The sequence below is a fragment of the Rhizobium sp. AP16 genome, from assembly GCF_000281735.1.
Lineage (GTDB): Bacteria > Pseudomonadota > Alphaproteobacteria > Rhizobiales > Rhizobiaceae > Rhizobium > Rhizobium rhizogenes.
In genome coordinates, this window is the sequence record NZ_AJVM01000001.1 from 472,947 (window position 1) to 496,793 (window position 23,847).

Annotated in this window: 19 protein-coding genes; all 19 read left to right on the forward strand. The window is 61.0% G+C overall.

Annotated elements, in window-relative coordinates; translation table 11 throughout:
- The first annotated feature begins 6 nt into the window (after nucleotides 1–6).
- The 19 genes from PMI03_RS02190 (at nucleotide 7) to PMI03_RS02280 (ending at nucleotide 23,814) form a co-directional block, all read left to right on the forward strand.
- Complete coding sequence (locus PMI03_RS02190; protein WP_007689406.1) at nucleotides 7–774, forward strand: SDR family NAD(P)-dependent oxidoreductase; 768 nt, start codon at nucleotides 7–9, stop codon at nucleotides 772–774.
- Nucleotides 775–880: 106 nt separating this feature from the next.
- Nucleotides 881–2,116: a PotD/PotF family extracellular solute-binding protein gene (locus PMI03_RS02195; RefSeq protein WP_007689408.1), complete on the forward strand. Its 1,236-nt coding sequence runs from the start codon at nucleotides 881–883 to the stop codon at nucleotides 2,114–2,116.
- An 86-nt stretch (nucleotides 2,117–2,202) separates the two neighbouring features.
- Nucleotides 2,203–3,312 (forward strand): ABC transporter ATP-binding protein, encoded by a 1,110-nt coding sequence (locus tag PMI03_RS02200; RefSeq protein WP_007689410.1) that lies wholly within the window; start codon nucleotides 2,203–2,205, stop codon nucleotides 3,310–3,312.
- A 29-nt stretch (nucleotides 3,313–3,341) separates the two neighbouring features.
- The gene (locus PMI03_RS02205; RefSeq protein WP_007689414.1) at nucleotides 3,342–4,223 is read left to right on the forward strand and encodes a polysaccharide deacetylase; all 882 of its coding nucleotides are present in this window, start codon (nucleotides 3,342–3,344) and stop codon (nucleotides 4,221–4,223) included.
- 33 nt (nucleotides 4,224–4,256) lie between these two features.
- Nucleotides 4,257–4,589, forward strand: coding sequence for a hypothetical protein (locus PMI03_RS02210; RefSeq protein WP_007689415.1), 333 nt, complete (start codon nucleotides 4,257–4,259; stop codon nucleotides 4,587–4,589).
- The gene (locus PMI03_RS02215) at nucleotides 4,579–5,643 is read left to right on the forward strand and encodes a GTP-binding protein (protein ID WP_007689417.1); all 1,065 of its coding nucleotides are present in this window, start codon (nucleotides 4,579–4,581) and stop codon (nucleotides 5,641–5,643) included. The genes PMI03_RS02210 and PMI03_RS02215 overlap by 11 nt, the downstream gene beginning before the upstream one ends.
- Before the next feature lie 16 nt (nucleotides 5,644–5,659).
- Nucleotides 5,660–6,880 carry a PotD/PotF family extracellular solute-binding protein gene (locus tag PMI03_RS02220; protein WP_007689419.1) on the forward strand — a complete coding sequence of 407 codons (1,221 nt, stop codon included), beginning with the start codon at nucleotides 5,660–5,662 and terminating at the stop codon, nucleotides 6,878–6,880.
- A gap of 13 nt (nucleotides 6,881–6,893) precedes the next feature.
- Nucleotides 6,894–8,261 (forward strand): amidase, encoded by a 1,368-nt coding sequence (locus PMI03_RS02225; RefSeq protein ID WP_007689421.1) that lies wholly within the window; start codon nucleotides 6,894–6,896, stop codon nucleotides 8,259–8,261.
- Between the two features lie 138 nt (nucleotides 8,262–8,399).
- Nucleotides 8,400–11,093 (forward strand): LuxR C-terminal-related transcriptional regulator, encoded by a 2,694-nt coding sequence (locus PMI03_RS02230; RefSeq protein ID WP_007689423.1) that lies wholly within the window; start codon nucleotides 8,400–8,402, stop codon nucleotides 11,091–11,093.
- Nucleotides 11,094–11,212: 119 nt separating this feature from the next.
- Nucleotides 11,213–12,907, forward strand: coding sequence for a hydantoinase B/oxoprolinase family protein (locus PMI03_RS02235; protein ID WP_007689425.1), 1,695 nt, complete (start codon nucleotides 11,213–11,215; stop codon nucleotides 12,905–12,907).
- Entirely contained in the window at nucleotides 12,904–14,967 is a 2,064-nt protein-coding gene (locus tag PMI03_RS02240) for a hydantoinase/oxoprolinase family protein (RefSeq protein ID WP_007689427.1), read from the forward strand. Before PMI03_RS02235 ends, PMI03_RS02240 begins: the two co-directional genes overlap by 4 nt.
- Nucleotides 14,967–16,052 (forward strand): ABC transporter ATP-binding protein, encoded by a 1,086-nt coding sequence (locus PMI03_RS02245; RefSeq protein ID WP_007689429.1) that lies wholly within the window; start codon nucleotides 14,967–14,969, stop codon nucleotides 16,050–16,052. Before PMI03_RS02240 ends, PMI03_RS02245 begins: the two co-directional genes overlap by 1 nt.
- Nucleotides 16,053–16,116: 64 nt before the next feature.
- Nucleotides 16,117–17,295, forward strand: a complete 1,179-nt coding sequence (locus PMI03_RS02250; protein WP_007689431.1) for a PotD/PotF family extracellular solute-binding protein — start codon at nucleotides 16,117–16,119, stop codon at nucleotides 17,293–17,295.
- Nucleotides 17,296–17,362: 67 nt separating this feature from the next.
- Nucleotides 17,363–18,232 carry an ABC transporter permease gene (locus PMI03_RS02255; RefSeq protein WP_007689434.1) on the forward strand — a complete coding sequence of 290 codons (870 nt, stop codon included), beginning with the start codon at nucleotides 17,363–17,365 and terminating at the stop codon, nucleotides 18,230–18,232.
- On the forward strand, nucleotides 18,229–19,047 hold the full coding sequence (locus tag PMI03_RS02260) for an ABC transporter permease (RefSeq protein WP_007689436.1): 819 nt from the start codon (nucleotides 18,229–18,231) through the stop codon (nucleotides 19,045–19,047). Before PMI03_RS02255 ends, PMI03_RS02260 begins: the two co-directional genes overlap by 4 nt.
- A 320-nt stretch (nucleotides 19,048–19,367) precedes the next feature.
- Nucleotides 19,368–20,846 (forward strand): sugar ABC transporter ATP-binding protein, encoded by a 1,479-nt coding sequence (locus tag PMI03_RS02265; protein ID WP_039973563.1) that lies wholly within the window; start codon nucleotides 19,368–19,370, stop codon nucleotides 20,844–20,846.
- A gap of 56 nt (nucleotides 20,847–20,902) precedes the next feature.
- Entirely contained in the window at nucleotides 20,903–21,907 is a 1,005-nt protein-coding gene (locus PMI03_RS02270) for an ABC transporter permease (protein ID WP_007689440.1), read from the forward strand.
- Nucleotides 21,908–21,992: 85 nt separating this feature from the next.
- On the forward strand, nucleotides 21,993–22,982 hold the full coding sequence (locus tag PMI03_RS02275; protein ID WP_007689441.1) for a substrate-binding domain-containing protein: 990 nt from the start codon (nucleotides 21,993–21,995) through the stop codon (nucleotides 22,980–22,982).
- A 58-nt stretch (nucleotides 22,983–23,040) separates the two neighbouring features.
- Nucleotides 23,041–23,814, forward strand: a complete 774-nt coding sequence (locus PMI03_RS02280; RefSeq protein WP_007689442.1) for an SDR family oxidoreductase — start codon at nucleotides 23,041–23,043, stop codon at nucleotides 23,812–23,814.
- Nucleotides 23,815–23,847 lie beyond the last annotated feature (33 nt).

Sequence of the window (23,847 nt, forward strand, 5' to 3'; positions counted from 1 at the left end):
ATGGATATGACAATGACTGAAAAACGCATCGTGATCGTCACCGGCGCCGGCATCGGGATCGGCCAGGCGACGGCGAAGGCCTTCGCTGCTCTTGGGGATCATGTCGTCGTGACGGATATTTTGACGGCGGAAGGCGAGGAAACTGTCCGCGACATCGTCGCCTCCGGCGGGTCGGCCGAGTTCCAATTCTATGATGTCCGCTCGACGGAGGCCACCAATGCGTTGGTCGTGGATCTGGAGGCGCGGTTCGGCAGGATCGATGTCATCGTCGCGAATGCGGGCATTGCCCATCGCACGCCGCTCGAAAACCTCAGCGACGACAAGTGGGATCTGACATTCGACATCGATCTGAAGGGCATCTTCAGGCTGGTACGCGCTGCCGCAACCGGCATGAAGCGCCGCAAGTCGGGGAGCATCGTTGCACTCTCTTCCATCATGGGCGTCGCCTATGGCTGGGATGAGCATGTGCATTATTCCGCCGCGAAATCGGGTGTCGTTGGGCTCGTCCGAGGGCTGGCGGTGGAACTCGCCAGGGACGGCGTGCGGGTCAATGGCGTCGCGCCTGGCTACATCCGCACCGCGCAACTGCTCTCCGAAGAAAATTCGCTGGGTGCCGAAGGTGCCGAGAAGGTTCCGGAATTGGTCCCCTTGGGTCGGATCGGCGCTCCCGATGATATCGCCGACGTCATCGCATTCCTGGCGTCGAATAGCGCGAGATACATGACCGGCCAGGTTCTGGTCGTGGATGGCGGCCTCCTCGTGGGCCGTTACTGAATCGCGGAGATCCCGGCGGCAACCTGCCGCCGAGCAGCTGGCGATACGACAATGAAAGAAGCCCACAGCGGCTTCAGGGAACAGCAAACAACACTGGAGAACAGAAATGTCCAAAATGGAAATGAATAGACGCTCTCTGTTGAAGCATTCCGCCGGCGTGATGGCTCTTGCCGCCATTGGTGGCGGGACGTCCTTGCTCTCGTCGCGTGCCGCCTTTGCGCAGGCCGCCAATCTTGCCGGCGAGCAGCTGCGCACAATCGGCCTGTCGGTCACCGTACAGGAGCGCATCCTCGCCGACTTCCGCAAGGCAAGCGGTGTTGGCCAGACCTCCGGCACGGCGGCGACCTTCCCGGATGCGCAGACGAAGATCCTGTCCGGCTCCAAGGATTACGATTGCTGGGAGATCATCGCCGAGCGCCTGCCGTCGATCGTCATGACCAACAATGTCGAGCCGGTCCCGGCGGCCTCGCTGAAGAACTGGGCCAATATCCGCGACACCTTCACCAAGCCTTCCGACAAGTGGGGGGCCAAGCAGCAGATCGTCGGCCAGATCTGGGCCGACGACGCCCAGACGACCCTGAACATGGTTCCGGCTGTCTATAATTACGACTCCATCGGCTACAATCCCGATGTCCTCAGCGCCGAGGAAGCCAATAGCTGGGCGGCACTCTTCGATCCCAAATGGAAGGGCAAGTCGGGTCTGAACACCGACCCGCTGATCGCCTTCGGTCAGGCCATTATGGCGATGAACACGCTCGGTCTCCTGAACGTGAAGAACCCCGGCAATCCGAGCACGGCGGAAATCGACGAAGCCGCGAAGTTCCTCGTTTCCAAGAAGAAGGACGGCCAGTTCCGTGCGCTTTGGGGTGATTTCGGCGAACTGGTCAATCTGATGGCCTCCGGCGAGATGGTTGTCTGCGACGCCTGGCAGCCGGCCGTCATGGCCGTCAAGGCGCAGGGCAAGCCCTGCAAATACGCCGTGCCGAAGGAAGGCTATCGCGGCTGGGCGATCGGCCCGTCGATGATCGCTGGTACGACCAACAAGGAGGCCGTCATCGCCTACGCCGATTACTGGCTCTCGGGGGAGCCGGGTATCACCGTCTCCGAGCAGGGCTATTACTCGCCGTCCACCAACATCAAGAACGTCATGGCACCCGACAAATATGCCTTCTGGTACGAGGGCAAGCCCTGGGTCGGTGCGGCGGAGCGCGGCATCAAGGAAGGCGATCTGCGCGACGGCGGCTCGCTGGAAGAACGCGCCAAGAACGTCGCCTATTGGCACCAGTGGCCCGACGAATACGACCATCTCGTCCAGAAGTGGGACGAGTTCCTGAACGCCTGACGCAATGCCGGAGCGGTCTACCGCTCCGGACCTGAAACGCGAGGAGACCGGCTGGCGGTCTTCTCGCCCGCGCCTGGAGAATGGTTATGATTTACGACCTGGAACTCATCAATGTCGGCAAGGTCTACGACAACGGCACGCCGGCCGTCGCCGATTTCAATCTGACGGTCACCAAGGGCGAATTCATCGCCTTCCTGGGTCCGTCTGGCTGCGGCAAGACGACGACGCTGCGCATGATCGCCGGCTTCGAGACGATTTCCTCCGGCGACATGATGATCAAAGGTGAGCGGATGAACGATGTCCGACCGCAGAACCGGCCGACGTCGATGATCTTTCAGAATTACGCACTCTTTCCGCACATGACCGTTCGCCGCAATGTCGGCTACGGCCTTGAGGTCAAGGGTATCGCAAAACCTGAGCGCGATGCCCGCGTCGACCGGATTCTGGCGACGCTCGGGCTGGAGGATATTGCGGAGCGCAAGCCGGACAAGCTTTCGGGTGGCCAGCGCCAACGCATCGCGCTTGCCCGCGGTCTCGTCGTAGAGCCCGACGTTCTGCTGCTGGACGAGCCGCTCGGAGCCCTTGACGCCAATCTGCGCAAGGCGATCCAGAACGAGCTGAAGCTTCTGCAAAAGAGGCTTGGCGTGACCTTCGTCTTTGTCACTCATGCCCAATCCGAGGCGCTAGCGCTCTCCGACAGGATCGTGGTGATGAACCAGGGCCGGGTCGAGCAGATCAGCCCGCCGCATCAGCTCTATACCCGGCCGAACACGCCATTTGTCGCGCAATTCATCGGCCGCAACACGATCTTTCATGGCGAGGTCGCCGGCATCGAAGGGGAGAACACTGTCGTGACTACCCCGCTCGGCCTGTTGTCGGGTCGCCCCAACGGCGCGGTTGCCGGTAAGGGGAAGGTCGAAATCGTCATCCCGTCCGAGGCGATCGAGGTGCATGCCAGCGAAGGCGCGGACCGCCAGCGCATCGCCAGTGCTTTCGGCGGCAATGTCGTCGGTGCCCGGATCGAGCGTTTCGACGTCGTCGGCCATATCTCGCACCTGACCGCCAGTCTTCCCGACGGACGCTCGCTCGCGCTTGAGGCGCATGTCGACAAATACCGGCCCGGCACCTTTGCGGTCGGCGCCGGCGTGTTGCTCGCCTGGAACCCGGCGGAAGCAACCGTCATTCCCGCTTACTAAAACCATAGAAACCCAAGGAGGTACTTCCCATGGCGAAAGAAATTCTCTGCAGTTTTGGCGTCGACGTTGATGCCGTGGCCGGTTGGCTTGGCTCGTATGGCGGCGAGGATTCGCCGGACGATATTTCCCGCGGCCTTTTTGCCGGCGAAGTCGGCAGCCCGCGGCTGGTCAAGCTGTTCGAGCGCTTCGGCATCAAGACGACCTGGTTCATTCCTGGCCATTCGATCGAGACCTTTCCCGAGCAGATGCAGGCCGTGGCCGACGCCGGCCATGAAATCGGCATCCATGGCTACAGCCACGAAAATCCGATCGCGATGACGCGGGAGCAGGAGACCGAGATCCTCGACAAGTGCATCGAGCTTGTCACCAAGCTCTCCGGCAAGCGCCCGACCGGCTATGTCGCGCCCTGGTGGGAATTCTCCAACGTCACCAACGAGCTGCTGCTCGAGCGCGGCATCAAGTACGACCACTCGCTGATGCATAAGGATTTCACGCCGTATTATGTGCGTGTCGGCGATAGCTGGACGAAGATCGACTATTCGAAGAAGCCATCGGACTGGATGGTGCCGCTGAAGCGTGGACAGGAAACCGACCTGATCGAAATTCCCGCCTCCTGGTATCTCGACGACCTTCCGCCGATGATGTTCATCAAGAAGGCCCCGAACAGCCACGGCTTCGTCAATCCGCACGATATCGAGCAGATGTGGCGCGATCAGTTCGACTGGGTTTATCGCGAGATGGACTATGCCGTCTTCCCGATTACCATCCATCCCGACGTTGCCGGGCGCCCGCAGGTGTTGATGATGCTCGAGCGGCTCTATGCCCATATGATCAAGCATCCCGGTGTGAAATTCGTTACCATGAACGAAATCGCCGACGATTTCGCCGCGCGCTTCCCGCGCAAGAAGTAGTCACGCCAGGCTCGTCAGGAGGTAGACACCATCATGTGCTCGCTCTGCGGTGTTCTCGGCGGCAATGAACACTGGACCGACGCTGCGGCGCGGCCGGGTGTGTTTACGCGCAATGACAGCCGTCTCGACCGGCGGCGGGAGCGGGCCAACCGTGTCGCCGCCGCCAATCGCATGCTTTCGGCCTTCGGCCTTGTTCTGTCGGATTGGCAGGGCGCCTCGCTCGTCCTTTCCACCAAGACCGGCAAGAGCGAAATCGTCGAGGATCTGGGGCATCTCTGGCCGGCGGCCGAGCGGCTTGTCGGCCGCCCCTGCGATCCGCTCGATCCCGGCCTCATCGCCCGTATGGAGGCCAGCCGTGACGCATGACGAGCTTGGCTTCGTAACCGTCAACCTCTTCACCGGCTTTCTCGGTTCCGGAAAGACGACCTTGCTCAGACGGCTGCTTGCGGAGGAAGCCTTTGCCGATGCCGCCGTGCTGATCAATGAATTCGGAGAGATCGGCCTCGATCATCACCTGATCGAGCGGATCGATGATGAGATCGTGCTGCTGCGCTCTGGATGCGTATGCTGCACCGTCCGTGGCGAGCTCGCCGAGGCGCTCAAGGATCTCTATTCCAAGCGCGAACGGGGAGTGGTCCCGCCGTTCCGGCGCGTCATCATCGAGAGCACCGGGCTGGCGGATCCCTTTCCGGTCCTCTCGACCATCAAGGCCGATCCGATCCTCCGACATCATTTTCGGCCCGGAAGCGTCGTGACGGCGGTGGATGCCGTCAACGGGCAGCATCAGCTCGATACCTATATCGAATCCAACCGGCAGGCGGCGATTGCCGACCGGCTTGTCATCACCAAGACCGATCTCGCCACGGACAGCGAGAGATCTGCGCTTGAAAGCCGCCTGCGGTGCATCAATCCCGATGCGCTCCTCGTCTGTGCTGGGGATGACGATCTGGATTTGTCCTCGCTGTTACAGGACGCTACCACGATGCGCGGCGATCATGTCCAGTCGCCGAGCGGTTTTTATTGCGAGGAGCCGGTCTGGCTTACCAATGCCGACGGCGCTCCGCACCGTGCCGCGATCTCTTCCGTCACGATGATGGTGGACCGCCCGATCGACTGGACGGCATTCGGCATATGGCTGACCATGCTGCTTAATCGCCATGGCGAGCGGGTCCTACGGGTCAAGGGTATTCTCAATCTTGTGGGCGAGGAACGGCCGGTTGCCATTCATGGCGTGCAGCACCTTGTCCACACGCCGGTTCACATGGAAGCTTGGCCGTCTGATGATCGAAGCTCCCGTCTGGTTTTCATTCTGGACGGGCTCGACGGAGAGGTGTTGAAACGGTCCTTCGAGGCTTTTACGCTGGCGGGTATGGTAGGCGATGCGGTAACCAGGCCACGTCTGGCCATCCCGGCGGAATAGGATAAGTCATTCCTTCATGAACAAGCATCAGTCTCCGGCAAAGGCCACTTCCACACCCGCGCTGCATCTGGCCGGCCGGCCGAAATTGCGCATTCTGGGGACAGCCATTTCGCTGCTCGAGGAACTGCGCATTCGGGCTCAGGACGATCTCGGCATCGAGGTAACATTCGACAACAATGATTTCCTCACCACCCAGTACAAGGCGGCGAAGGAGCCCGAGACCTACGACATCTATGATCAGTGCTTCCACAATCTCGATATCGTCTGGCATTGGCGCGCGATCCAGCCGGTCGATACGAAGCGCATCGTCCTGTGGGACGAGATCAACGATCTGACCAAGACCGGCCATATCGGCCCCAACCCGCGGCTGGGGCTCGGCGATGTGCCGGCGCGCAAGCTGTATGTGCAGCCGAACCTGGCGCTCGGCGACACGCCCTCCCGTTTCATCTCCATGCTGCCGACCACCCATAATTTCGACAGTTTCGCCTACCGAACCGATCAGGCGCAAAATGACGTCGCCATGCATTCCTGGGGCGCGCTGTTCGATGAGCGATGGGCGGGCCGGGTCGCTCTGGTGGATGAACCGGCCATCGGCATCTTCGATGCCGCATTGGCCGCGCAGGCCGCCGGCCTGATGTCCTTCGACGATATCGGCAACATGTCGATTACGGAAATCGACCAGTTGATCGACCTATTGGAAGAGCGGAAGAAGGCGGGCTTCTTCCGTGGCTTCTGGCAGACGGCGGAGGATGCGGCCCGCTTGATGATGGCTGGTGATACCGCAGTTCAAAGCATGTGGTCGCCGGGCATCGGCATATTGAATTCCAAGGGCGTTCCGGTCGAACAGGCGGTGCCGGCGGAGGGTTATCGCGCATGGCACGGTGGTCTATGCCTTTCGAAGAGCCTGAGTGGGCGCCTGCTCGATGTCGCCTATGATTATCTGAACTGGTGGCTCTCGGGCTGGCCGGGGGCGGTCGTTGCCCGCCAGGGCTATTATATCTCCACCCCGCAGCGCTCCCGCCAGTACATGACGTCGTCGGAATGGGATTACTGGTATGAGGGTCTTGCCGCCGCCGAAGATCTGCCCGGCCCTGATGGTCTGACGCGGATAAAGGCGGGCTCGGTCAGGAGCGGCGGATCCTATTGGCAGCGTGCCAATTGCATTGCGGTCTGGAATACCACTATGGATGAGCACAATTATCTCGTCCGCCGATGGATGCAGCTCGTCGGTCGATAAGGAGAAGAGGGTCATGGCATATTCACATCTGGGCAAATCGATCGCACAGCTGTCCGTTCTGCTGCAATCGGGAGCGCTCGATCCCGTCGCGCTGGCCGAGGAGAGCCTGGACGCGATCCGGTCCCATAAGGATCAGGCCATCTTTATCAGCCTGCTTGAGGAGCGGGCGCGCGAAGAGGCTGCTTCCGCCTCGAAGCGGCTGCGGGACGGACGGTCGCGCGGGCTTCTCGACGGTATTCCCATCGCCTGGAAGGATCTCTTCGCCATCCGCGGGCTGCCGACGACGGCAGGATCCACCGTTCTCGCGCGTGAAGCCCCTGCAAGCGAGGACGCCGATATCGTCCAGGCGCTGGCGGAGGCTGGCATGGTGAGTGTCGGCCGGGTCAATATGAGCGAGTTCGCCTTTTCCGGCCTTGGCCTCAACCCGCATTATGGCACGCCGCTCAACCCGCTATCCAAGGATGTCGAGCGCGTGCCGGGCGGCTCCTCGTCGGGTTCGGCCGTTGCCGTAGCTGCCGGCCTCGTGCCGGTATCGATTGGAACGGACACGGGTGGGTCGGTGCGTATTCCATCCGCCTTCAATGGTCTGGTCGGCTACAAGGCAAGCCGTGGTCGCTACAGCATGGCTGGCGTTTTTCCCCTGGCGACTAGTCTCGATTCGCTCGGTCCTCTCTGCCGCAGCGTTCAGGACGCTATCTGGGTCGATGCGGCGATGCGGCGGCTTACTGCGCCTCAGATCGTTCGCGCCAGCCTGAAGGATATTTCGCTGGTCGTGCCCGAAACGATTGTCATGGACGATATCGAAGATGGCGTTCGCCAGGCCTTTGACGCCGCTATCGGGAGATTGCAGCAAGCCGGCGTACGGGTGCGCCGGGCGGCATTCCCGACCTTCAGCGGCGTCTTCGACTTGATGGCGAAGCATGGTCCGATGGTGACGGCCGAGGCTTACGCACTCCACTATGATCGGCTTTCCGGGCCTGACGCCACGGCCATGGATCGCCGCGTGGTGGCCCGCACATCGCTGGGACAGAAGATTGGCCTGATCGATTATATCGCGCTGCTGAAGGGGCGAGAACGGCTGATCGAGGAATTTGCGACGGCCACCGCGCCGAATGAGTTCATCGCCTATCCAACGGTCGCCCATGTGGCGCCGCCGCTTGCGCCTCTGCGCGATGATGATCTTTTCGTAAAGACGAACGCAAAGACCCTGCGCAACACGTTGATCGGCAATTTCCTTGATGGTTGCGGCGTATCTCTGCCTTGTGGTACTGGCGATGGCGGCATGCCGGTTGGCTTCCTATTGTCGGCTAAGAGGGATAGGGATGAAACACTGTTGGCGGCTGCTCTTGCCGTCGAGCAGGTCGTTCGTTCCAACCCCTGATCGGTTAAGCGACGAAGCAGCTATCGCTTGCGTAAGGGAACAGCAGTTGCTTAAATCTTGGTGCGCAAATCTATTAAAATTATCGTCTTTTTGATTTCCGCAACTTGCAAACTTGCTTTACCACCGCAATCATAAGGAATGATCATCAGTCAAACTCGTTTTCAACCGCCGAGTGCCGGCAATGAACATGTCAGGCGCCGCGGCCTGTTGGCGCTGCTGCAGCGTTCGGGGCTAAGGCGGCTAACCACGATTGTCGCCCCGGCTGGATATGGCAAGACCTCGCTTGCCGCGCAGTGGTACGAGATGTTCAAGAGCCAGGGTGCTCAGGCGGTCTGGATTCCCCTTGATCCCGAGGATGGTGACCAGAGCCGCTTCCTTCTGGCCTTGCTGGAATCGCTTCAGAAACTGCTTCCCGACGAAAGGAAGGGGTCCGATGCCAACAGCATGCCGGTTGCTTCGCTTCTCTCGGCGCTGGTCACGCGGCTGCGCCGGATAAGGGAGCCGATCGTTCTCTTCCTCGACGACTATCACTTCGCCCAGAACGATGCCACCGAATCACTGATGGCAAAATTGCTGGCGGCGAGCGACCTAGGGCATGTGAAGTTCGTGCTGATTTCGCGCAGCCCGCCCCGATTTCCGACATCTGCCCTGCGGCTCAACAGCGAATTGAAGCAGATCGGCGTCGCCGATCTCAGCTTTTCCGACATGGAGGCCCAGGAGTTTTTTGGTAGCCGGGCAAAGAAGCTGACAAGCGAGCAGATCAGCGAGCTTAACCAGCGCACGGAAGGCTGGGCGGTGGCGCTGCAGATGGTCCGGGTTCTGGTCAACGACAATATGGACAGCAGTGCCATCCTTTCGTCGTTCGATGGCAGCAATGCCGAGATGGGTCGTTATCTCTCGGAGCAGGTCTTTTCCAGTCTGCCGGAGGACATCCAGCATTTCTTGACCGAAAGTGCGGCACTTCCCGCCGTCAGTCGCCCACTTATCGGCGCTGTATCGGCCCAGGACAACGCGGTGGCATTGTTCAACCGGCTCGGCGACCACGCACTGCCCATCGCCGTTCTCGATGGGCAGGGAACTTGGATCCGGTATCATCCGGTGTTCAACAGCTACCTCAAGGAAGAGGCGGAGCGTCTCGGCATTGATACGAGACAGATATTGCGAAAGGCGGCGCACTGGTTCGAGTCTGGCGGTGATTGCGATGCGGCTGTGCGTCACGCGCTCCTGGCGGCGGACGCGACGCTTGCCGCCCAGATCATTGAAAGAGCGGGCGGCTGGCGGCGAGTCTATGCGAAGACACGCGGCGGCACGGCGCTGTTCCAGACGCTGATCGCCAAGGCGGCCGATATCAATCTGGCGGACTTCCCCCTGACGACATTGGGGTTGTCGGTGATCAACGCCAAGGCCGGCCAGCTTGATGCCGCCAACCACTATCTTGCGCTCGCCGAGCGCGCCGCAGCCACGATGGGCGAAAAGCTGGCGCAGGATCTCCGCGTCGTTCGCGTGCTGCTGTCGCTCTATACGGATAGATGGGCGACGACGGCGGATCTCTCGGCGCTCGAGGCGGATCTGTCTCAGGACAGCGGCATGGAGCCGATCCATCGGGCGCTGGCACTCAACATGCTGTCCTACAATTTCCTGATCCGCACGGATTTGGAGCGCGCTTTGCACTATGGCCAGCTTTCCATCCGTTCCTTCCGTGATGCGGGTGCCGATTTCGGCGCCATGCACCTTTATACTCATATCGGACAGGCCGCCTTCTTCAGCGGCGATAGCGCCAGCGCTGCCGATGCCTATCGAAGCCTCATCACCGAAGCGCAGGCCAATATCGGCAAGGGCTGCGATCTTGATGCTATCAGCCACGTCTTGCAGAGCGAGTTGCTTTCGATGAACGGCGACCGGCAGGCTGCCGCCGCCGTGCTTGCCTGGGCGCTGCCGCATCTGGAGCGGCATGACACATGGTTTGATCTTCTTGCGGCCGGCATCATGGCGCAACAGCGCATCTTGCGGCTGAACGGGGAGATCATGGCGGCTCACGCGGCGATCGACAGTGCGCGCTCAGCCGCCAAGCGGCGTGGTTTCGATCGCTTGATCCGGTTGATCGACGGTGAACGGGCGGCGCTTCTTCTTGCCTCGGGCGACATTAACGAGGCGGTGCGCTATGCCGAGGTCAGCGGTTTCGGTGCTGAGAGTATCAGTTCTGATACTGCCAACGATTTTGCCGTCAATCTGCGTGGCAATGTGCCCGCCTTGTTATGGACGCGGATCTATCTCGCACAGGGCGAGATTGCCCGCGCGCGCAGTACCTTCGATCGCCTGATCAAGTGCCAGTCGCGGGAATTGCATGTGCCGCGGCGCATCGAGTTGGGTTTCCTCGATATACGCCTGTTGCTCGCCGAAGGCGACGAGGCGACAGCCGCAGCCAGGCTTTCCGAGATGATGTTGTCATTGCCTGTGGCGGACTACCGCGCCATTCTGCTGATCGAAGGCCCGGAGTTCGGCCGCCGCTTGTGTCAGCTGGCCGCCAGCCGAGGCGTGCCAGATGTCGTGATGCAGCGGCTGGAGCGCCTGCAGGATGTCGTGGCGGGGGCAAGCGCCCAGGACAGCGATCTGCTCTCCGTGCCGACCGCCGCGACCGGCGGGCTGACCGACCGCGAGCGCAGCGTCCTCCGGTTGCTAAGTGCCGGTCTCAGCAACAAGGAAATCGGTCGCAAGCTCGACCTCAGCAACAACACGGTCAAGTTCCACCTGCGCAATATCTACGCCAAGCTCAACGTCACGACCCGAACGGCGGCGGTGACCATGGCGCGCGATACCGGCATCCTTCTCTGACCCAACCCTACCCGAATGGGTAGGGTTGGCAAACCCAACCCACCCTTCTGACAGGCTACCTGCCTCCGGGGATCCCGCCTAGTCTACCCGCAACGTCAATCATGAGGGTGACTGAGACGATGACCATTGAGGAAATTTCCGTCGATCCCGTGACTCAGGAAATCATCGAGGGCAAGCTGACGGCCGTCGTTGACGAAATGGGGATCGTCATGGCGCGCACCAGCATGAGCCCGGTGATCTATGAGGTTCTCGATTTTGCCTGTGGGCTTCTCACCTCCGAGGGCGAACTCGTCGCGCAGATGAACGGCATCACGCTGTTTACCGGAACCTTCGGTGTCCAGGTGAAGGCGCTGATCGAGAAATCCGCCGGCAATCTCGCCGATGGTGACGTCCTTCTCTCCAATGATCCCTATGCCGGCGGCACCCATGCCTGCGATTTCGCCATCGTCAAGCCGCTGTTCGTCGATGGCGAGATTCTCGGCTACGCCATCAATGTCGCTCATTATCTCGATGTCGGCGGCTCTGTACCGGGCAGCCTGGCTCCGAATGCCACCTCCGTTTTCCAGGAGGGAATACGTCTGCCGGGCGTCAAGATCGCGCGCTCCGACGTGTTTTCGAACGATATCCTCAGTATTATTTGCGAGAATGTGCGCCTGCCGGAAATCGCTCTCGGCGACCTCAATGCGCAGGTGGCGACGGTTCGGGTCGCTGCGCGGCGTCTCACCGAACTTGCGGCGAAATACGGCTCCGATGTCGTCAGGGCCGCCTTTGCCAACCTGTTGACGGCCAGCGAAAAGCGCAGTCGGGCAGCGATTGCCGCTCTTCCCGACGGCCGCTACGAAGCGAGCGATATCATCGATGGCGATGGCATCACTGACGCGCCGATCCCCGTGCAGGTGGCGGTCACCATCGACGGTGACAGCATCATCGCTGATTTTACCGGTTGTCCGCCGGCCGTGCCTGGCCCCATCAACTGCGCGCGCGGCGCCTTGCAGTCTGCAGTCAGAACCATCGTCAAGGCGTTGGTCGGGCCGCAGGAGCCGTCCAACGAGGGATGGTTCCGGCCGCTGACCGTGATTGCGCCGCCCGGAACGATCTTCACCGCGGAAAAGCCTTCGCCGACCGGCTGGTACTATGAGGGGTCGGTGCATGCGTCCGAGCTTGTGTGGAAGGCGCTTGCGCCCCTGGTGCCGTCGCGCTTCTCCGCCGGTTCCTATTCCAGCCTCTGCGTCGTCTACATCTCCGGCAAGGATCGCAACGGCCAGCCCTTTATCCACATCGAGCCGCAGCATGGCGGCTGGGGCGCGAGCGAAGAGGCCGACGGCGCCGGCGCGCTGATAGCGCTGACGGATGGAGATACCTATAATTATTCCGTCGAAGCCATCGAGGCGCGGTTTCCCTTGCGGGTCAAGAGTTACGGATACAATATCAATGCTGGCACTGGTGCCGGTCGCAGGCGGGGGGGATTTGGTATCGTGCGCGAGTATGAAATCCTCAGCAAGGATGCGTCCGCTTATGGCAGCTTCGGTCGTACCCGCACCCGCCCTTGGGGTATGGATGGCGGCGGCAGCGGAACGGTGAATGCGCTGCAGATCGCATCCGCCAGCGATGGCAGGGTGCGGACTTACGGCAGGATTGCCCATATCGATCTTAATGCCGGCGATATCCTGCGCGTCATCACCGGCGGCGGCGGAGGGTGGGGCGACGCGCGCCAGCGCGAACCGCATCTGATTGAGCGCGATTTGCGCAACGGCTTCATTACCGAAGCACAGGCCGTGAAGCTTTACGGTTACCAAACGAAAGTGGCAGTATGATCAGGCTGGCAACGGATGTCGGTGGCACGTTCACCGACCTCGTCGGATATGATGAGCGCAGCGGTGAATTGTTTACGGCCAAAAGCCTGACGACCGTGCCCGATCAGTCTATTGGCGTGCTCGACGCGATCGCCTCGGCGGAAACCAAGGACGGGCTTCGCACGAGGGATGTTACGTTTTTTGCCCATGGCGGCACGACGGTCATCAATGCCATTACCGAGCGCAAGGGTGTGCGAACCGCGCTGGTGACGACCGCGGGCTTTCGCGACGTTCTGGAAATCGGCCGTGGCAACCGTCCCGATCTCTACAATCTGCGATTCCGCAGCCCTGCCCCCTTTGTTCCCCGGAGCTTACGCTTCGAGGTGCGGGAACGGCTCGACGCTTCGGGAAAGATCATCACGCCGCTGCACGTCGAAGACCTCAAGCCGATCATCGCCCAGTGCAAGGCGGAAAGGATCGAAGCGGTCGCGATTCTCTTCCTCCACAGCTACACAAATCCCGAGCACGAGATTCTTTGCGCCGATATTCTGGCCGCGGCCCTGCCGGATGCGACCGTCTGCGCCAGCTATGAAGTCTCGCGTCAATGGCGCGAATATGAACGTTCGAACACCGTCGTGCTCAATGCCTATGTCCAGCCGATCATCCGCCGCTACTTTGCGCGGCTGGAAGATGCGTTGATGCGGCGCGACCTGACATGCCCCTATTATGCGATGCAGTCGAACGGCGGCATCGCCACCTTCGAACAGGCGGTCAGCAGTCCGTTGAGCCTGGTCGAGTCCGGGCCGGCGGGCGGCGTTGCGGGTGCGGCGCGGATCGGCAATGCTCTCGGCGAGAGCGAAGTCCTATCTCTGGATGTCGGCGGAACGACCGCCAAATGCTCGCTGATCCACGGCGGGCGCCCGACGCTGAACGTCGAATATAAGCTCGAGCATACCCGCATCGAGCCGGGTCATCCCATTCAGGTGCCGGTGGTCGATATTGTCGAGATTGGCTCCGGCGGCGGTTCGATTGCCTGGCTCGACGAACGCGGCGTCCTGCGTGTCGGCCCGGAAAGCGCCGGTTCCATGCCAGGCCCCGCCTGCTACGGTCGCGGCGGCACGAGACCGACGCTGTCGGATGCCATTCTCACGATCGGGATCTTCGATCCCACCAATTTCGCCGGCGGTTCCATGCACCTCGACAAGCAGAAGGCCGCCGAAGCGATCGCCACCATCGCCGCGCCGCTCGGCTTGAGCATCGAGGATGCCGCGATCGCAATTATCGATATCGCTCATGCAAGCATGATCAATGCGCTGAAACTGGTGACGGTCCAGCGCGGGCATGATCCGCGCGAAGTGGCCTTCGTCATCAGCGGCGGTGCCGGCCCGGCGCTTGCGACCAGGCTCGGACGGGATCTGAGCGTCAAGTCGACGGTCGTCCCGCTCCATCCCGGTCTTTTTTCCGCCTGGGGCATGCTTGCCGCCGAACCGCGCGCCGATTTTCGCCATACCTGGTTCTCGGCCTTGACCGCGGAGGCGATCAAGGCGTTGCTGGCGCGCTTCGACAAGCTCGAACAGGAAGCGATCGCCTATTTCGCCAAGGGCCACGACGCCGATATCCGCTTCACCTATCAGGTCGAGGCGCGGTATCGCGGGCAGGAACATGGGGTTTTTGCCCAGTTCCACCGTGGCGATGATCGCGAGGTCTTTGCCGAGCGCTTTCATGCCGTCCACGAGCGCGCCTATTCATTCCGCCTGCCGCACGCGGCCATCGAGATCACCACGCTGCATCTCGAAGCGGTTCTGAACGGCCCGGTAATCGCACTGCCGGCCTTGTCCAAAAACGGACGGAGTCTCGAAGCTGCGTTGACAGGGCAGCGTAATGTATATTTTGGTGCTGTTCTTGGCTGGGTCTCTTGCCCGGTCTATGAGCGCAGCCTGCTGGCGCCCGGTCAGTCGATCGAGGGTCCGATGATTGTCGAGGAGGCAACGGCGACGACGCTCGTACAGGAGAAACAGCAACTGAGCGTCGCCGATAACGGCGTCCTGATCATTCGCGAAAGCGTCTCCGAGGCAGGCTAGTGGCTATATCCATTCAGATCGAAAAGGTCAGCAGGGAATACGGGCCGGTCAAGGCTCTCGACGATGTAACGCTTGATATCGCCGCCGGTGAATTCTTCACGCTGCTCGGGTCGTCGGGTTGCGGAAAGAGTTCGCTGTTGAAGCTCATCGGCGGTTTCGACAGGCAGACCTCCGGTCGTATTTCCTTCGATGGCAAGGATATGAGCGACGTGCCGGCCAATAAGCGTCCGGTCAATACCGTTTTCCAGAGCCTTGCGCTTTTCCCGCACATGACGGTCGCGCAGAATGTCGGCTACGGCTTACGGCTGCGTGGGGTGTCGGGAAGTGCGCTGGCGACCAGGATCAACGATGCTCTCGATCTGGTCGAACTCTCCGGTTTCGGCCCGCGCGATGTCAATCTTCTTTCCGGCGGTCAACGCCAGCGTGTCGCTCTTGCACGGGCCTTGGTCATGGAGCCCGGTATCCTGCTGCTCGACGAGCCGCTGACCGGCCTCGACGAGCGCTTGCGCCAGCAGATGCGCGACGAATTCGGACGATTGCACAAGCGCACCGGCGCGACCTTCGTCCTCGTCACTCACAATCAGGATGAAGCGCTCAGCCTCTCGGATCGCATGGCCGTGATGCACAAGGGGCGCATCGAACAGGTGGGTGCGCCTGCCAGCTTCTTCGAGGCCCCGGCCAATGCTTTCGTCGCCCGTTTCGTCGGCATCGATACGCTGGTGCGTCCGGAGGAGATCACGACGTCCGAAGGACAGACCTACGCGGTCATTGCCGGACAAAGGGTGCCGGTGCGTGTCGCCGGTCCGACGGACCCGCTTCAGTCTGTCGTCGCCATCCGCGCGGACAGGCTGTTTCTCGCGGCTGCGGATGCGCCAGGGACGCTGATGCTGACCGTGGTCGAAACGACGTTCCGCGGCTTGTATCACGAACTCAAGCTCGCTTTCTGGGATGGCCAGACGTTGACGATGGCGATTGAGGAAGAGACGGGATTGGGCGGGCTTGAGGCCGGAAGATCCGTTCGGGTCGGCTTGAAGCAGGATGCCGCTGTTCTGATTTCCAATGCAGGACTATTGCCTACGAGCTGAATGGCTGCTTTGTGGTGTGTTGAGAGTAAGTAGTGATTCAACCTAGCCACGAAGGGGAGTGACAATGGCAAAGCATGGTGGAATATTTTCATCGGCACGGCACAGCAATGTGCAGAGACGCGAGTTTCTGAAGCTTATGGGAGCGGGAAGTGTCGCCCTTTCTGCCGGTAGTCTTGGGTTGGCCTCGAGCGCTGCTGCGCAGGATGCCGCGACGGTCGCTTTCTGGGCAACCGCGACGCTGGATATCGGCGACAAATGGAAGGCCTTCGCCACCCAGAACGGCGTAGCGCCCGAGTTCACCGACAACGGCAACGACATCGGCCCCGTCATTGCGCGTCTTGCCGCCGGCAATGCCAATGATCTCTTCGACGTCGGCGGCTTCCAGGGCGGTGCCGAAAAGGAACTGGCGCGCCAGGGTGTTATCATCCCCTGGGATCTGACGAAGATCCCGAATTACGAGAGCGTCTGGCAGTGGGCCAAGGATATTCCTTACCTCAAGCATGACGGCAAGCAGTACAGCATCCCGACGGTCGTCAATGCCGACTCGATCATTTATCGTCCCGACAAGCTCGGTAAGGTCGATAGCTACGGCGTAATCTTCGATCCCAAGCTCAAGGGTCGCGTGGCCATGGAGGATGCCTGGATCAACAGCGCCATCTTCACCGCGATGTATCTGAAGGAAAGCGAAAACAAGCCGATCGTCGAGCCGGGCAATCTGACCGAATCCGAACTCGGCCTGGTCATGGAATTCCTGATCAAGCACAAGAAGGACGGCCAGTTCCGCACCTTCTGGAATGGCTGGGAGCAGGGCGTCCAGCTGGTGGCCGATCAGGAAGTCGACGCCATGACCGGCTGGGAGCCGATCGTTTACGAAGGGCGCAAGCGTGGCCTTCAGGTCGAATATGCCGCGCCTGTCGAAGGCTATGAGGCCTGGGGCAACAATACGGTGCTCCTCAAGGGCGCCGGCGATCGCGGCGTTAGCGATACCGCGCATAAATTCGTCAACGGCCTGCTCGGCGGCTTTTATGGTTGCGAACTCGGCCAGGCCCGTGGCTATCTGGTGCCGACCGACAACAACCTGGCCTATGCCAAGGCCCATCCGGACGAATACAAGGCGGACGAGGTCGAGAAGCTGGCCGAGCACGTCAAGGCCAAGTTTGCCGGCAAGGTTTATTGGCAGAACACCCGGCCGGATAATTTCCAGCTTTACGAAGAGTGGTGGCAGAAGCTACGGAATGCCTGAGTTTTAGAAAATTGGGCAGCGGCGACGTCTCTTGGTCGCCGCTGCCGTCCATTCCTGAAGGGCCTCCATGTCCAAAGCACGCTTGCCGATTTCGTCGATGCTGATGGCGCCGCCGCTATTGGCGATTCTGGCGTTCGGACTGGTGCCTCTAATCGTCGTCGTCGTCTGGAGTTTCTGGAGCTGGGATCCGGTGACATACTGGATCAAGCCGGACCTGAGCCTTGCAGGCTATGCCGGCATCCTTGAGGCCGGGCGTTGGACGGTCGTCGTCTCGACCTTGATCAAGGCGTTCGGCACGGCGTTGCTATGCCTGCTCATCGCCTATCCGACCAGCTATGCGATCCACTTTCTGGCCGGGCGCCGGCTGAACGTCATCCTCCTCGCGCTGATCACCATTCCTTTTTTCACATCCTATCTGATCCGGTCCTTTTCCTGGCGGCTCGTGCTCGGGCGCACCGGAATTATCAACGAGTGGCTGCAGGGTATCGGGATCATCGATGCGCCGCTCGACTGGCTGCTGTTTAGCAATTTCGCCGTCATCGTCGGGCTGGTTGCATCCTATCTGCCGTTCGCGATCTTCCCGCTGCTCTTATCCATGCGCCGGGTGGATCCGACTTATCTGGCGGCCGCGCAGGATCTCGGCGCCGGCTTCTGGAAGAGCCTGACGACGATCCTTTTGCCCCTGACAAAATCGGGCATTTTCGCCGGTTTCCTGTTCGTCTTCGTCATGGTGGTGGGCTCATCCACGGAAGTGCAGATGCTGGGCGGGGCGGGTGCATCGATCGTGTCGGTGATGATCAACGATGTCATGCGCGTTGCCAATTATCCGATGGCTTTCGCCATTTCGACCATCGTGCTCGTCGTGATCTTCGGCCTCGTGCTGGTCGGCAACCGCATCTTCGGCCTTGCATCGCTGTTCGAGGACCAGTCGCCATGATGCTGCGCGAAGGTCTTGCCAACCGGGTTCTGCTTTGGGTCGTCACGATCGCCGGCCTGCTCGTGATCTATGCGCCGCCGCTCTATCTGCTGGCGATCTCGTTCAATCCCGCCCTGCAGCCAGGCCTGCCGAATATCTCCGAACTCAGCCTCAAATGGTACGCATCGCTGCCACAGGAGGCGGCGCTGATCGGCGCCTTGGAGCAATCGCTGATCATCGCCACGGTGACGGCGGTTCTCGCAACCCTCATGTCGCTGCTGGCGGCGCTCGCCTATTTCGAATTGCGCGCGCGCCGGACAGCATGGTTTTTGACGGTGATCCTGCCGATGTTCGTGCCGGGTGTGATCCAGGGGCTGGCTCTGTCGGCGGTGTTTGCGCGCGCGGGCGTCAAGGCATCGATGCTGACGGTCATCGCGGGCCATTTGCTATGGGCCATGCCGTTCGCCTTTATCGTCATTCTGACGAGCTTTGCGGCCGTGCGGCGATCCTATCTCGTTGCGGCGGCCGATCTGGGTGCGGACTGGTGGCATCGGTTTTTCGATATCATCCTTCCGCTAATCCGCCCCGGCTTGATCAGCGCCTTCATCTTTTCCTTCCTGCTGTCGCTCAATGAATTCACGCGCGCCTTTTATCTGGCGGGACGGCAGAACACATTGCCGGTGGTGCTGTTCGGCAAGATGAACTCCGGCGCGTCGCCGGTGATCTACGCCATGTCCGGCGCCATATTTCTAATCTCGGTCCTGTGCGTCGCACTGATCGCGCTCCGCTTCCTCTGGCAGGCCCGGATAGAGGATTCTGCGCAGCGCAGCGGCTGAGTTCGCCAACATATTGGCGGGTGCTGAGGCTCCCATGCCGGTTCGCCAAAAACGGCAAGCCGCGACCATTTCTCCATCGATAGCTCTCTCGCCCTGACCTTCGAAGTCTCGGCATGATCCCGCTCGACTTGTCTCTCACACGGGCCGAACTCCCGTGGAGCGGAGGCTTTTTCGTGCGATCGGCGCCCGACATATCGCATCTTCATTTGGCAACTTGACATTTGTCGATATCGAGTCGAATATTGTCAAATATGCCAATCGAGGAGGCGGTGAGGATCGTTGGATCCCCTGTGCCGGGTTGGGTTTGAGGAGGCGAAGTGGTGGAATTCCTGCTTGAAGTAGAAGGGCTCCAGAAGTCCTTTGGTGGCGTCGCGGCATTGCGCGATGGTCGTTTTCAGCTGCGGGCGGGCTCGGTGCATGCGCTTTGCGGCGGTAATGGCGCCGGCAAATCGACCTTCCTCAAAATCCTGATGGGTATTCACACGCGGGATGCAGGCCTGATCCGCCGTCGTGGCAAGGAGGTCGATTATGCAAGCCCCGCGGAGGCGCTGGCGGCCGGCATCGCCATTATCGAGCAGGAGCTTAGCCCTATCCCGCATATGACGGTGGCCGAAAACATCTATCTCGGCCGCGAGCCGTCGGCCCGTTTCGGCGGCATCGATTTCAAGACCATGAACCGTAGCGCCCAGGCCCTGCTCGATCGGCTGGAGTTCAATATCCGCGCCACGCAATTCATGATGAACCTCTCCGTCGCGCAGGTGCAGCTGGTGGAAATCGCCAAGGCGCTCAGCCACGATGCGGAAGTGATCTTCATGGATGAGCCGACGTCGGCCATTGGCGAGAAGGAGGCTCAGCAGCTATTCGCGACGATCGAGCGCCTGAAGGCCGAAGGCAAGGGCATCGTCTATGTCTCGCACAGGCTGTCGGAGATCTTTCAGATCGCCGATTCCTACACGGCGTTCCGCGATGGATCCTATGTCGGCAGCGGTACCATCGCCGATATCGACAGGGCCGGTCTGATCCGCATGATCGTCGGCCGCGAACTCGGCGAGGAATATATCAAGACCAACACGCCGACCGCGACTGCGGGCTTCGAGGTCTCCGGCCTGACGGCACCCGGCAAGATCGACGATATCTCCTTTGTGGCGCGCAAGGGGGAAATCTTCGGCATCTACGGTCTGATGGGCTCCGGGCGAACCGAGATCTTCGATTGCATCTTCGGCCTCGATGCACCGACGAGCGGCAATATGAAGCTTGCCGGACAGTCCATATCGGTCAGAAAGCCGGCCGAGGCGATGCTGCATGGTATCGCTTTCGTGACCGAAGACCGCAAGCTGACGGGGCTCAATCTCAGCGACAGCGTGCGCAACAATATCTGCCTTGCCAGCTTGCCGGAAATGAGCCCGCAATTTTCGATGGACCGTCGCGCCGAGGCTGCTGCCAGCGCGGCGATGATCGAGCGCTTCGGCATCAAGGCGGCGCGCGACAGCATGGCGGTTTCGGGCCTGTCTGGCGGCAACCAGCAGAAAGTCGTGCTTGGCAAATGGTTCCTGCGCAAACCGAAGGTGCTTTTGCTGGACGAGCCCACCCGCGGCGTCGATGTCGGCGCCAAGCGCGAGATCTACCGCATTATCTGCGACTTCGCCGCCGAAGGCGGCACGGTCATCATGATCTCGTCCGAGATCGATGAGGTTCTCGGCATGTCCGACCGCATCCTGGTGATGCGTCAGGGGCGCTCCGCCGGGATCCTTGAACGGAAAGAGGCCGACGCCCAAGCGCTCGTCCACCTGTCGACATGACCACGACAGGCAACGACGAGCGACAGGATCGCGTCCGGCAACAAGAGGTGTTTCATATGTCCGCCACAGACAATAATCGGTCCAGTGCATGGTTCAGTTCGGACCGGCGCCGGCTCATCGTGCAGGAATACGGGATCTTCCTGGCATTCCTGCTGCTTGCCGTCATTCTGTCCGTTTCGAACGAATATTTCCTGACGCCGGGCAACATATCGAACGTGCTGCTGCAGACCGCGATAAATGGCGTCCTGGCGATCGGCATGACCTTCGTCATCCTGACGCGGGGTATCGATCTCTCGGTCGGCTCCGTCGTCGCGCTTACCGGTATCATCAGTGCGAGCTTTGCGACAACCTCCGCGACGGCAGGCATTGTGGGCGCACCCTATCCGCCCTATGTGGCGCTCGCGGTCGGGCTGCTGGTCGGCGTCGCATGCGGTGCGGTGGTGGGATTGATCGTCTCGCGCTTTGCCGTTCCGGCCTTTGTCGCAACGCTCGGCATGCTCTCGGCGGCCCGTGGTCTGACGCTCATCTATGGCGGCGGCAAACCGGTTCCGGCACTGACCCCCGATTTTCGCTGGATCGGCACTGGGACGGTTTTTTCCATTCCGATGCCGGTGATCCTGCTTGCCATCGTCTTCGCGGTCTCCTGGTGGGTGCTCAATCGCACGCGATTTGGCCGGTATATCTATGCCGTCGGCGGCAATCCGCATGCGGCCAACACGTCGGGCATCAACGTCACCCGGCTGCGCTTCCTCGTCTATGTGATTTCTGGCGGTCTTGCCGGCCTCGCGGGCATGATCCTTTCCGCGCGTACCGGCTCCGCGCTGCCCCAGGCCGGCATCGCCTATGAGCTCGATGCAATCGCTGCCGTCGTCATCGGGGGCACCAGCCTCTCCGGCGGTGTCGGGCGCATCACCGGCACGCTCATCGGGGCGCTGATCATCGGCGTCATGAACAACGGCCTCGATCTCATGGGGATCCAGTCCTACTACCAGCAGGTCCTCAAGGGCGCGCTCATCGTGGGGGCGGTGATGCTCGATCAGAAGCGAAATCTGGGCGCTTGAGCCTGAAGACATTCGGGTGCCGTGCACCTGGAAACCAAACGGCGCGCCACAATGGTCGCCGGAATTCCAACGGAGGAGATTTACAATGAAGAAATTACTGATTGCGCTTGCCGCCGCGACCGCGTTGCTGGCTTCACCGTCCCTGGCGCAAGACAAGAAACTGAAGATCGGCGCTGCCCCTTACGGCCTCAACGCCGAATTTATGCAGATCTGGTCCGCCGCGCTCCAGCAGCACCCAGCCGTCAAGAGCGGCGAAGTCGAGCTGACGATCTTCGACGGCCGTTACGACGCTCTCGTTCAGCAGGAGCAGTTCAACACGATGATCACGCAGAAATTCGACGCCATCATCTTCGTGCCGATCGATATCGAAGCGGGCGCGACGGCGGTTCAGGCGGCGCATGATGCCGGTATCCCGGTCGTGGGCTCCAATACAAGGGTGAATTCCGACCTGTTGTCCGCCTATGTCGGTTCCGACGATACGATTTCCGGCTACATGGAAGCCAAGACCGTGCTCGACAAGATCGGCTGCAAGGGCAATGTCGTGATCCTCGAAGGCCCGATCGGCCAGTCGGCGCAGATTTCCCGCCTTGAAGGCAACAAGAAGGCGCTTGCCGAGTGCCCCAACGTCAAGGTCATCGAGGACCAGACCGCGAACTGGTCGCGTGCCGAGGCGCAGACGCTGATGGAAAACTGGCTGACCTCGCATCCGGGCCAGATCAACGGCGTGATCGGCCAGAACGATGAAATGGCGCTCGGCGCGATCGAAGCGATCAAGGCGGCAAAGCTCAATGTCGGAGATTTCGCCATCGCAGGCATCGACGGCATCACCGATGCGCTTCACGCCGTCAAACAGGGCACCATGACGTCCATCCTGCAGGACGCCACCGCGCAGGCGCAGGGTGCGCTGGATCTCGCCATCTTCAACGCCAAGAAGGGCGCCTACAAGCCGGAATCCCCGATCTGGGCCGAGTATCCGAAAATGCCGTTCAATGACGGCAAGGACAAGAACTACAATGTTCCGTGGACCCCGGTGACCACAGAGAACGTCGATAAGCTGCTTGAAACCCGTAAGTGAAATCGATCCGGTGGGGCGGCATGTTCGCCCCACTCCACCCTATCGAGGCTTGAACAAGATGACCGATAAAGCTCCAGACATTGATTTGAATTTCCCGCTCTCCGGCAAAGTCGCGGTCGTGACAGGCGGTGGATCCGGCATTGGCGCCGCGGTCGCGGCTGCCTTTGCGTCCAAGGGCGCGAAAGTTGCGGTTCTGGATATCAATGCCGATATTGCCACGGCAAAGGCCGCCGAACTCGGCGGCGATGCCAAGCCGTTCGCCTGCGATGTTGCAGATAGCGCCTCCGTCAATAAGGCCATCGCCGATGTCGTGTCGCACTTCGGCCATATCGACATTGCGGTGAACAGCGCCGGCGTGGTCTTTCTCGCGCCCGCCGAAGACCTGTCGGAAGACCATTGGGACAAGACGATCAACATCAATCTCAAAGGCACCTACCTGGTGACCCAGGCGGTTGGCCGGGCGATGATCGCTGCCGGCAAGGGTGGCAAGATCATCAACCTTGCATCGCAGGCCGGCACTGTCGCGATCGAGGAGCACGTCGCCTATTGCGCCTCCAAATTCGGTGTCATCGGCATGTCGAAGACCTTCGCCGCCGAATGGGGCAAGCACGGCATCTGCGTCAACACCATCTCCCCGACCATCGTCCTGACCGAACTCGGCAAAAAGGCTTGGTCCGGCGAAAAGGGCGAGGCGGCGAAAAGGCGCATTCCCGTGGGCCGTTTCGCATTTCCGGAGGAGATCGCGGCGGCGGCCGTTTTCCTCTCCTCTTCGGGAACAGACATGATCAATGGCGCCGATCTCTTGATCGATGGCGGCTACACAATTCTCTGAGCGCAGGCGCTCGGGCATCCCACAGGAGACATT

Coding starts and splice junctions, on each gene's coding strand:
- PMI03_RS02240 (WP_007689427.1), top strand. CDS start 12,904: ATGATCAGGCTGGCAACGGATGTCGGTGGCACGTTCACCGACCTCGTC.
- PMI03_RS02270 (WP_007689440.1), top strand. CDS start 20,903: ATGTCCGCCACAGACAATAATCGGTCCAGTGCATGGTTCAGTTCGGAC.
- PMI03_RS02210 (WP_007689415.1), top strand. CDS start 4,257: ATGTGCTCGCTCTGCGGTGTTCTCGGCGGCAATGAACACTGGACCGAC.
- PMI03_RS02230 (WP_007689423.1), top strand. CDS start 8,400: ATGATCATCAGTCAAACTCGTTTTCAACCGCCGAGTGCCGGCAATGAA.
- PMI03_RS02250 (WP_007689431.1), top strand. CDS start 16,117: ATGGCAAAGCATGGTGGAATATTTTCATCGGCACGGCACAGCAATGTG.
- PMI03_RS02255 (WP_007689434.1), top strand. CDS start 17,363: ATGTCCAAAGCACGCTTGCCGATTTCGTCGATGCTGATGGCGCCGCCG.
- PMI03_RS02225 (WP_007689421.1), top strand. CDS start 6,894: ATGGCATATTCACATCTGGGCAAATCGATCGCACAGCTGTCCGTTCTG.
- PMI03_RS02275 (WP_007689441.1), top strand. CDS start 21,993: ATGAAGAAATTACTGATTGCGCTTGCCGCCGCGACCGCGTTGCTGGCT.
- PMI03_RS02260 (WP_007689436.1), top strand. CDS start 18,229: ATGATGCTGCGCGAAGGTCTTGCCAACCGGGTTCTGCTTTGGGTCGTC.
- PMI03_RS02200 (WP_007689410.1), top strand. CDS start 2,203: ATGATTTACGACCTGGAACTCATCAATGTCGGCAAGGTCTACGACAAC.
- PMI03_RS02190 (WP_007689406.1), top strand. CDS start 7: ATGACAATGACTGAAAAACGCATCGTGATCGTCACCGGCGCCGGCATC.
- PMI03_RS02205 (WP_007689414.1), top strand. CDS start 3,342: ATGGCGAAAGAAATTCTCTGCAGTTTTGGCGTCGACGTTGATGCCGTG.
- PMI03_RS02280 (WP_007689442.1), top strand. CDS start 23,041: ATGACCGATAAAGCTCCAGACATTGATTTGAATTTCCCGCTCTCCGGC.
- PMI03_RS02195 (WP_007689408.1), top strand. CDS start 881: ATGTCCAAAATGGAAATGAATAGACGCTCTCTGTTGAAGCATTCCGCC.
- PMI03_RS02220 (WP_007689419.1), top strand. CDS start 5,660: ATGAACAAGCATCAGTCTCCGGCAAAGGCCACTTCCACACCCGCGCTG.
- PMI03_RS02235 (WP_007689425.1), top strand. CDS start 11,213: ATGACCATTGAGGAAATTTCCGTCGATCCCGTGACTCAGGAAATCATC.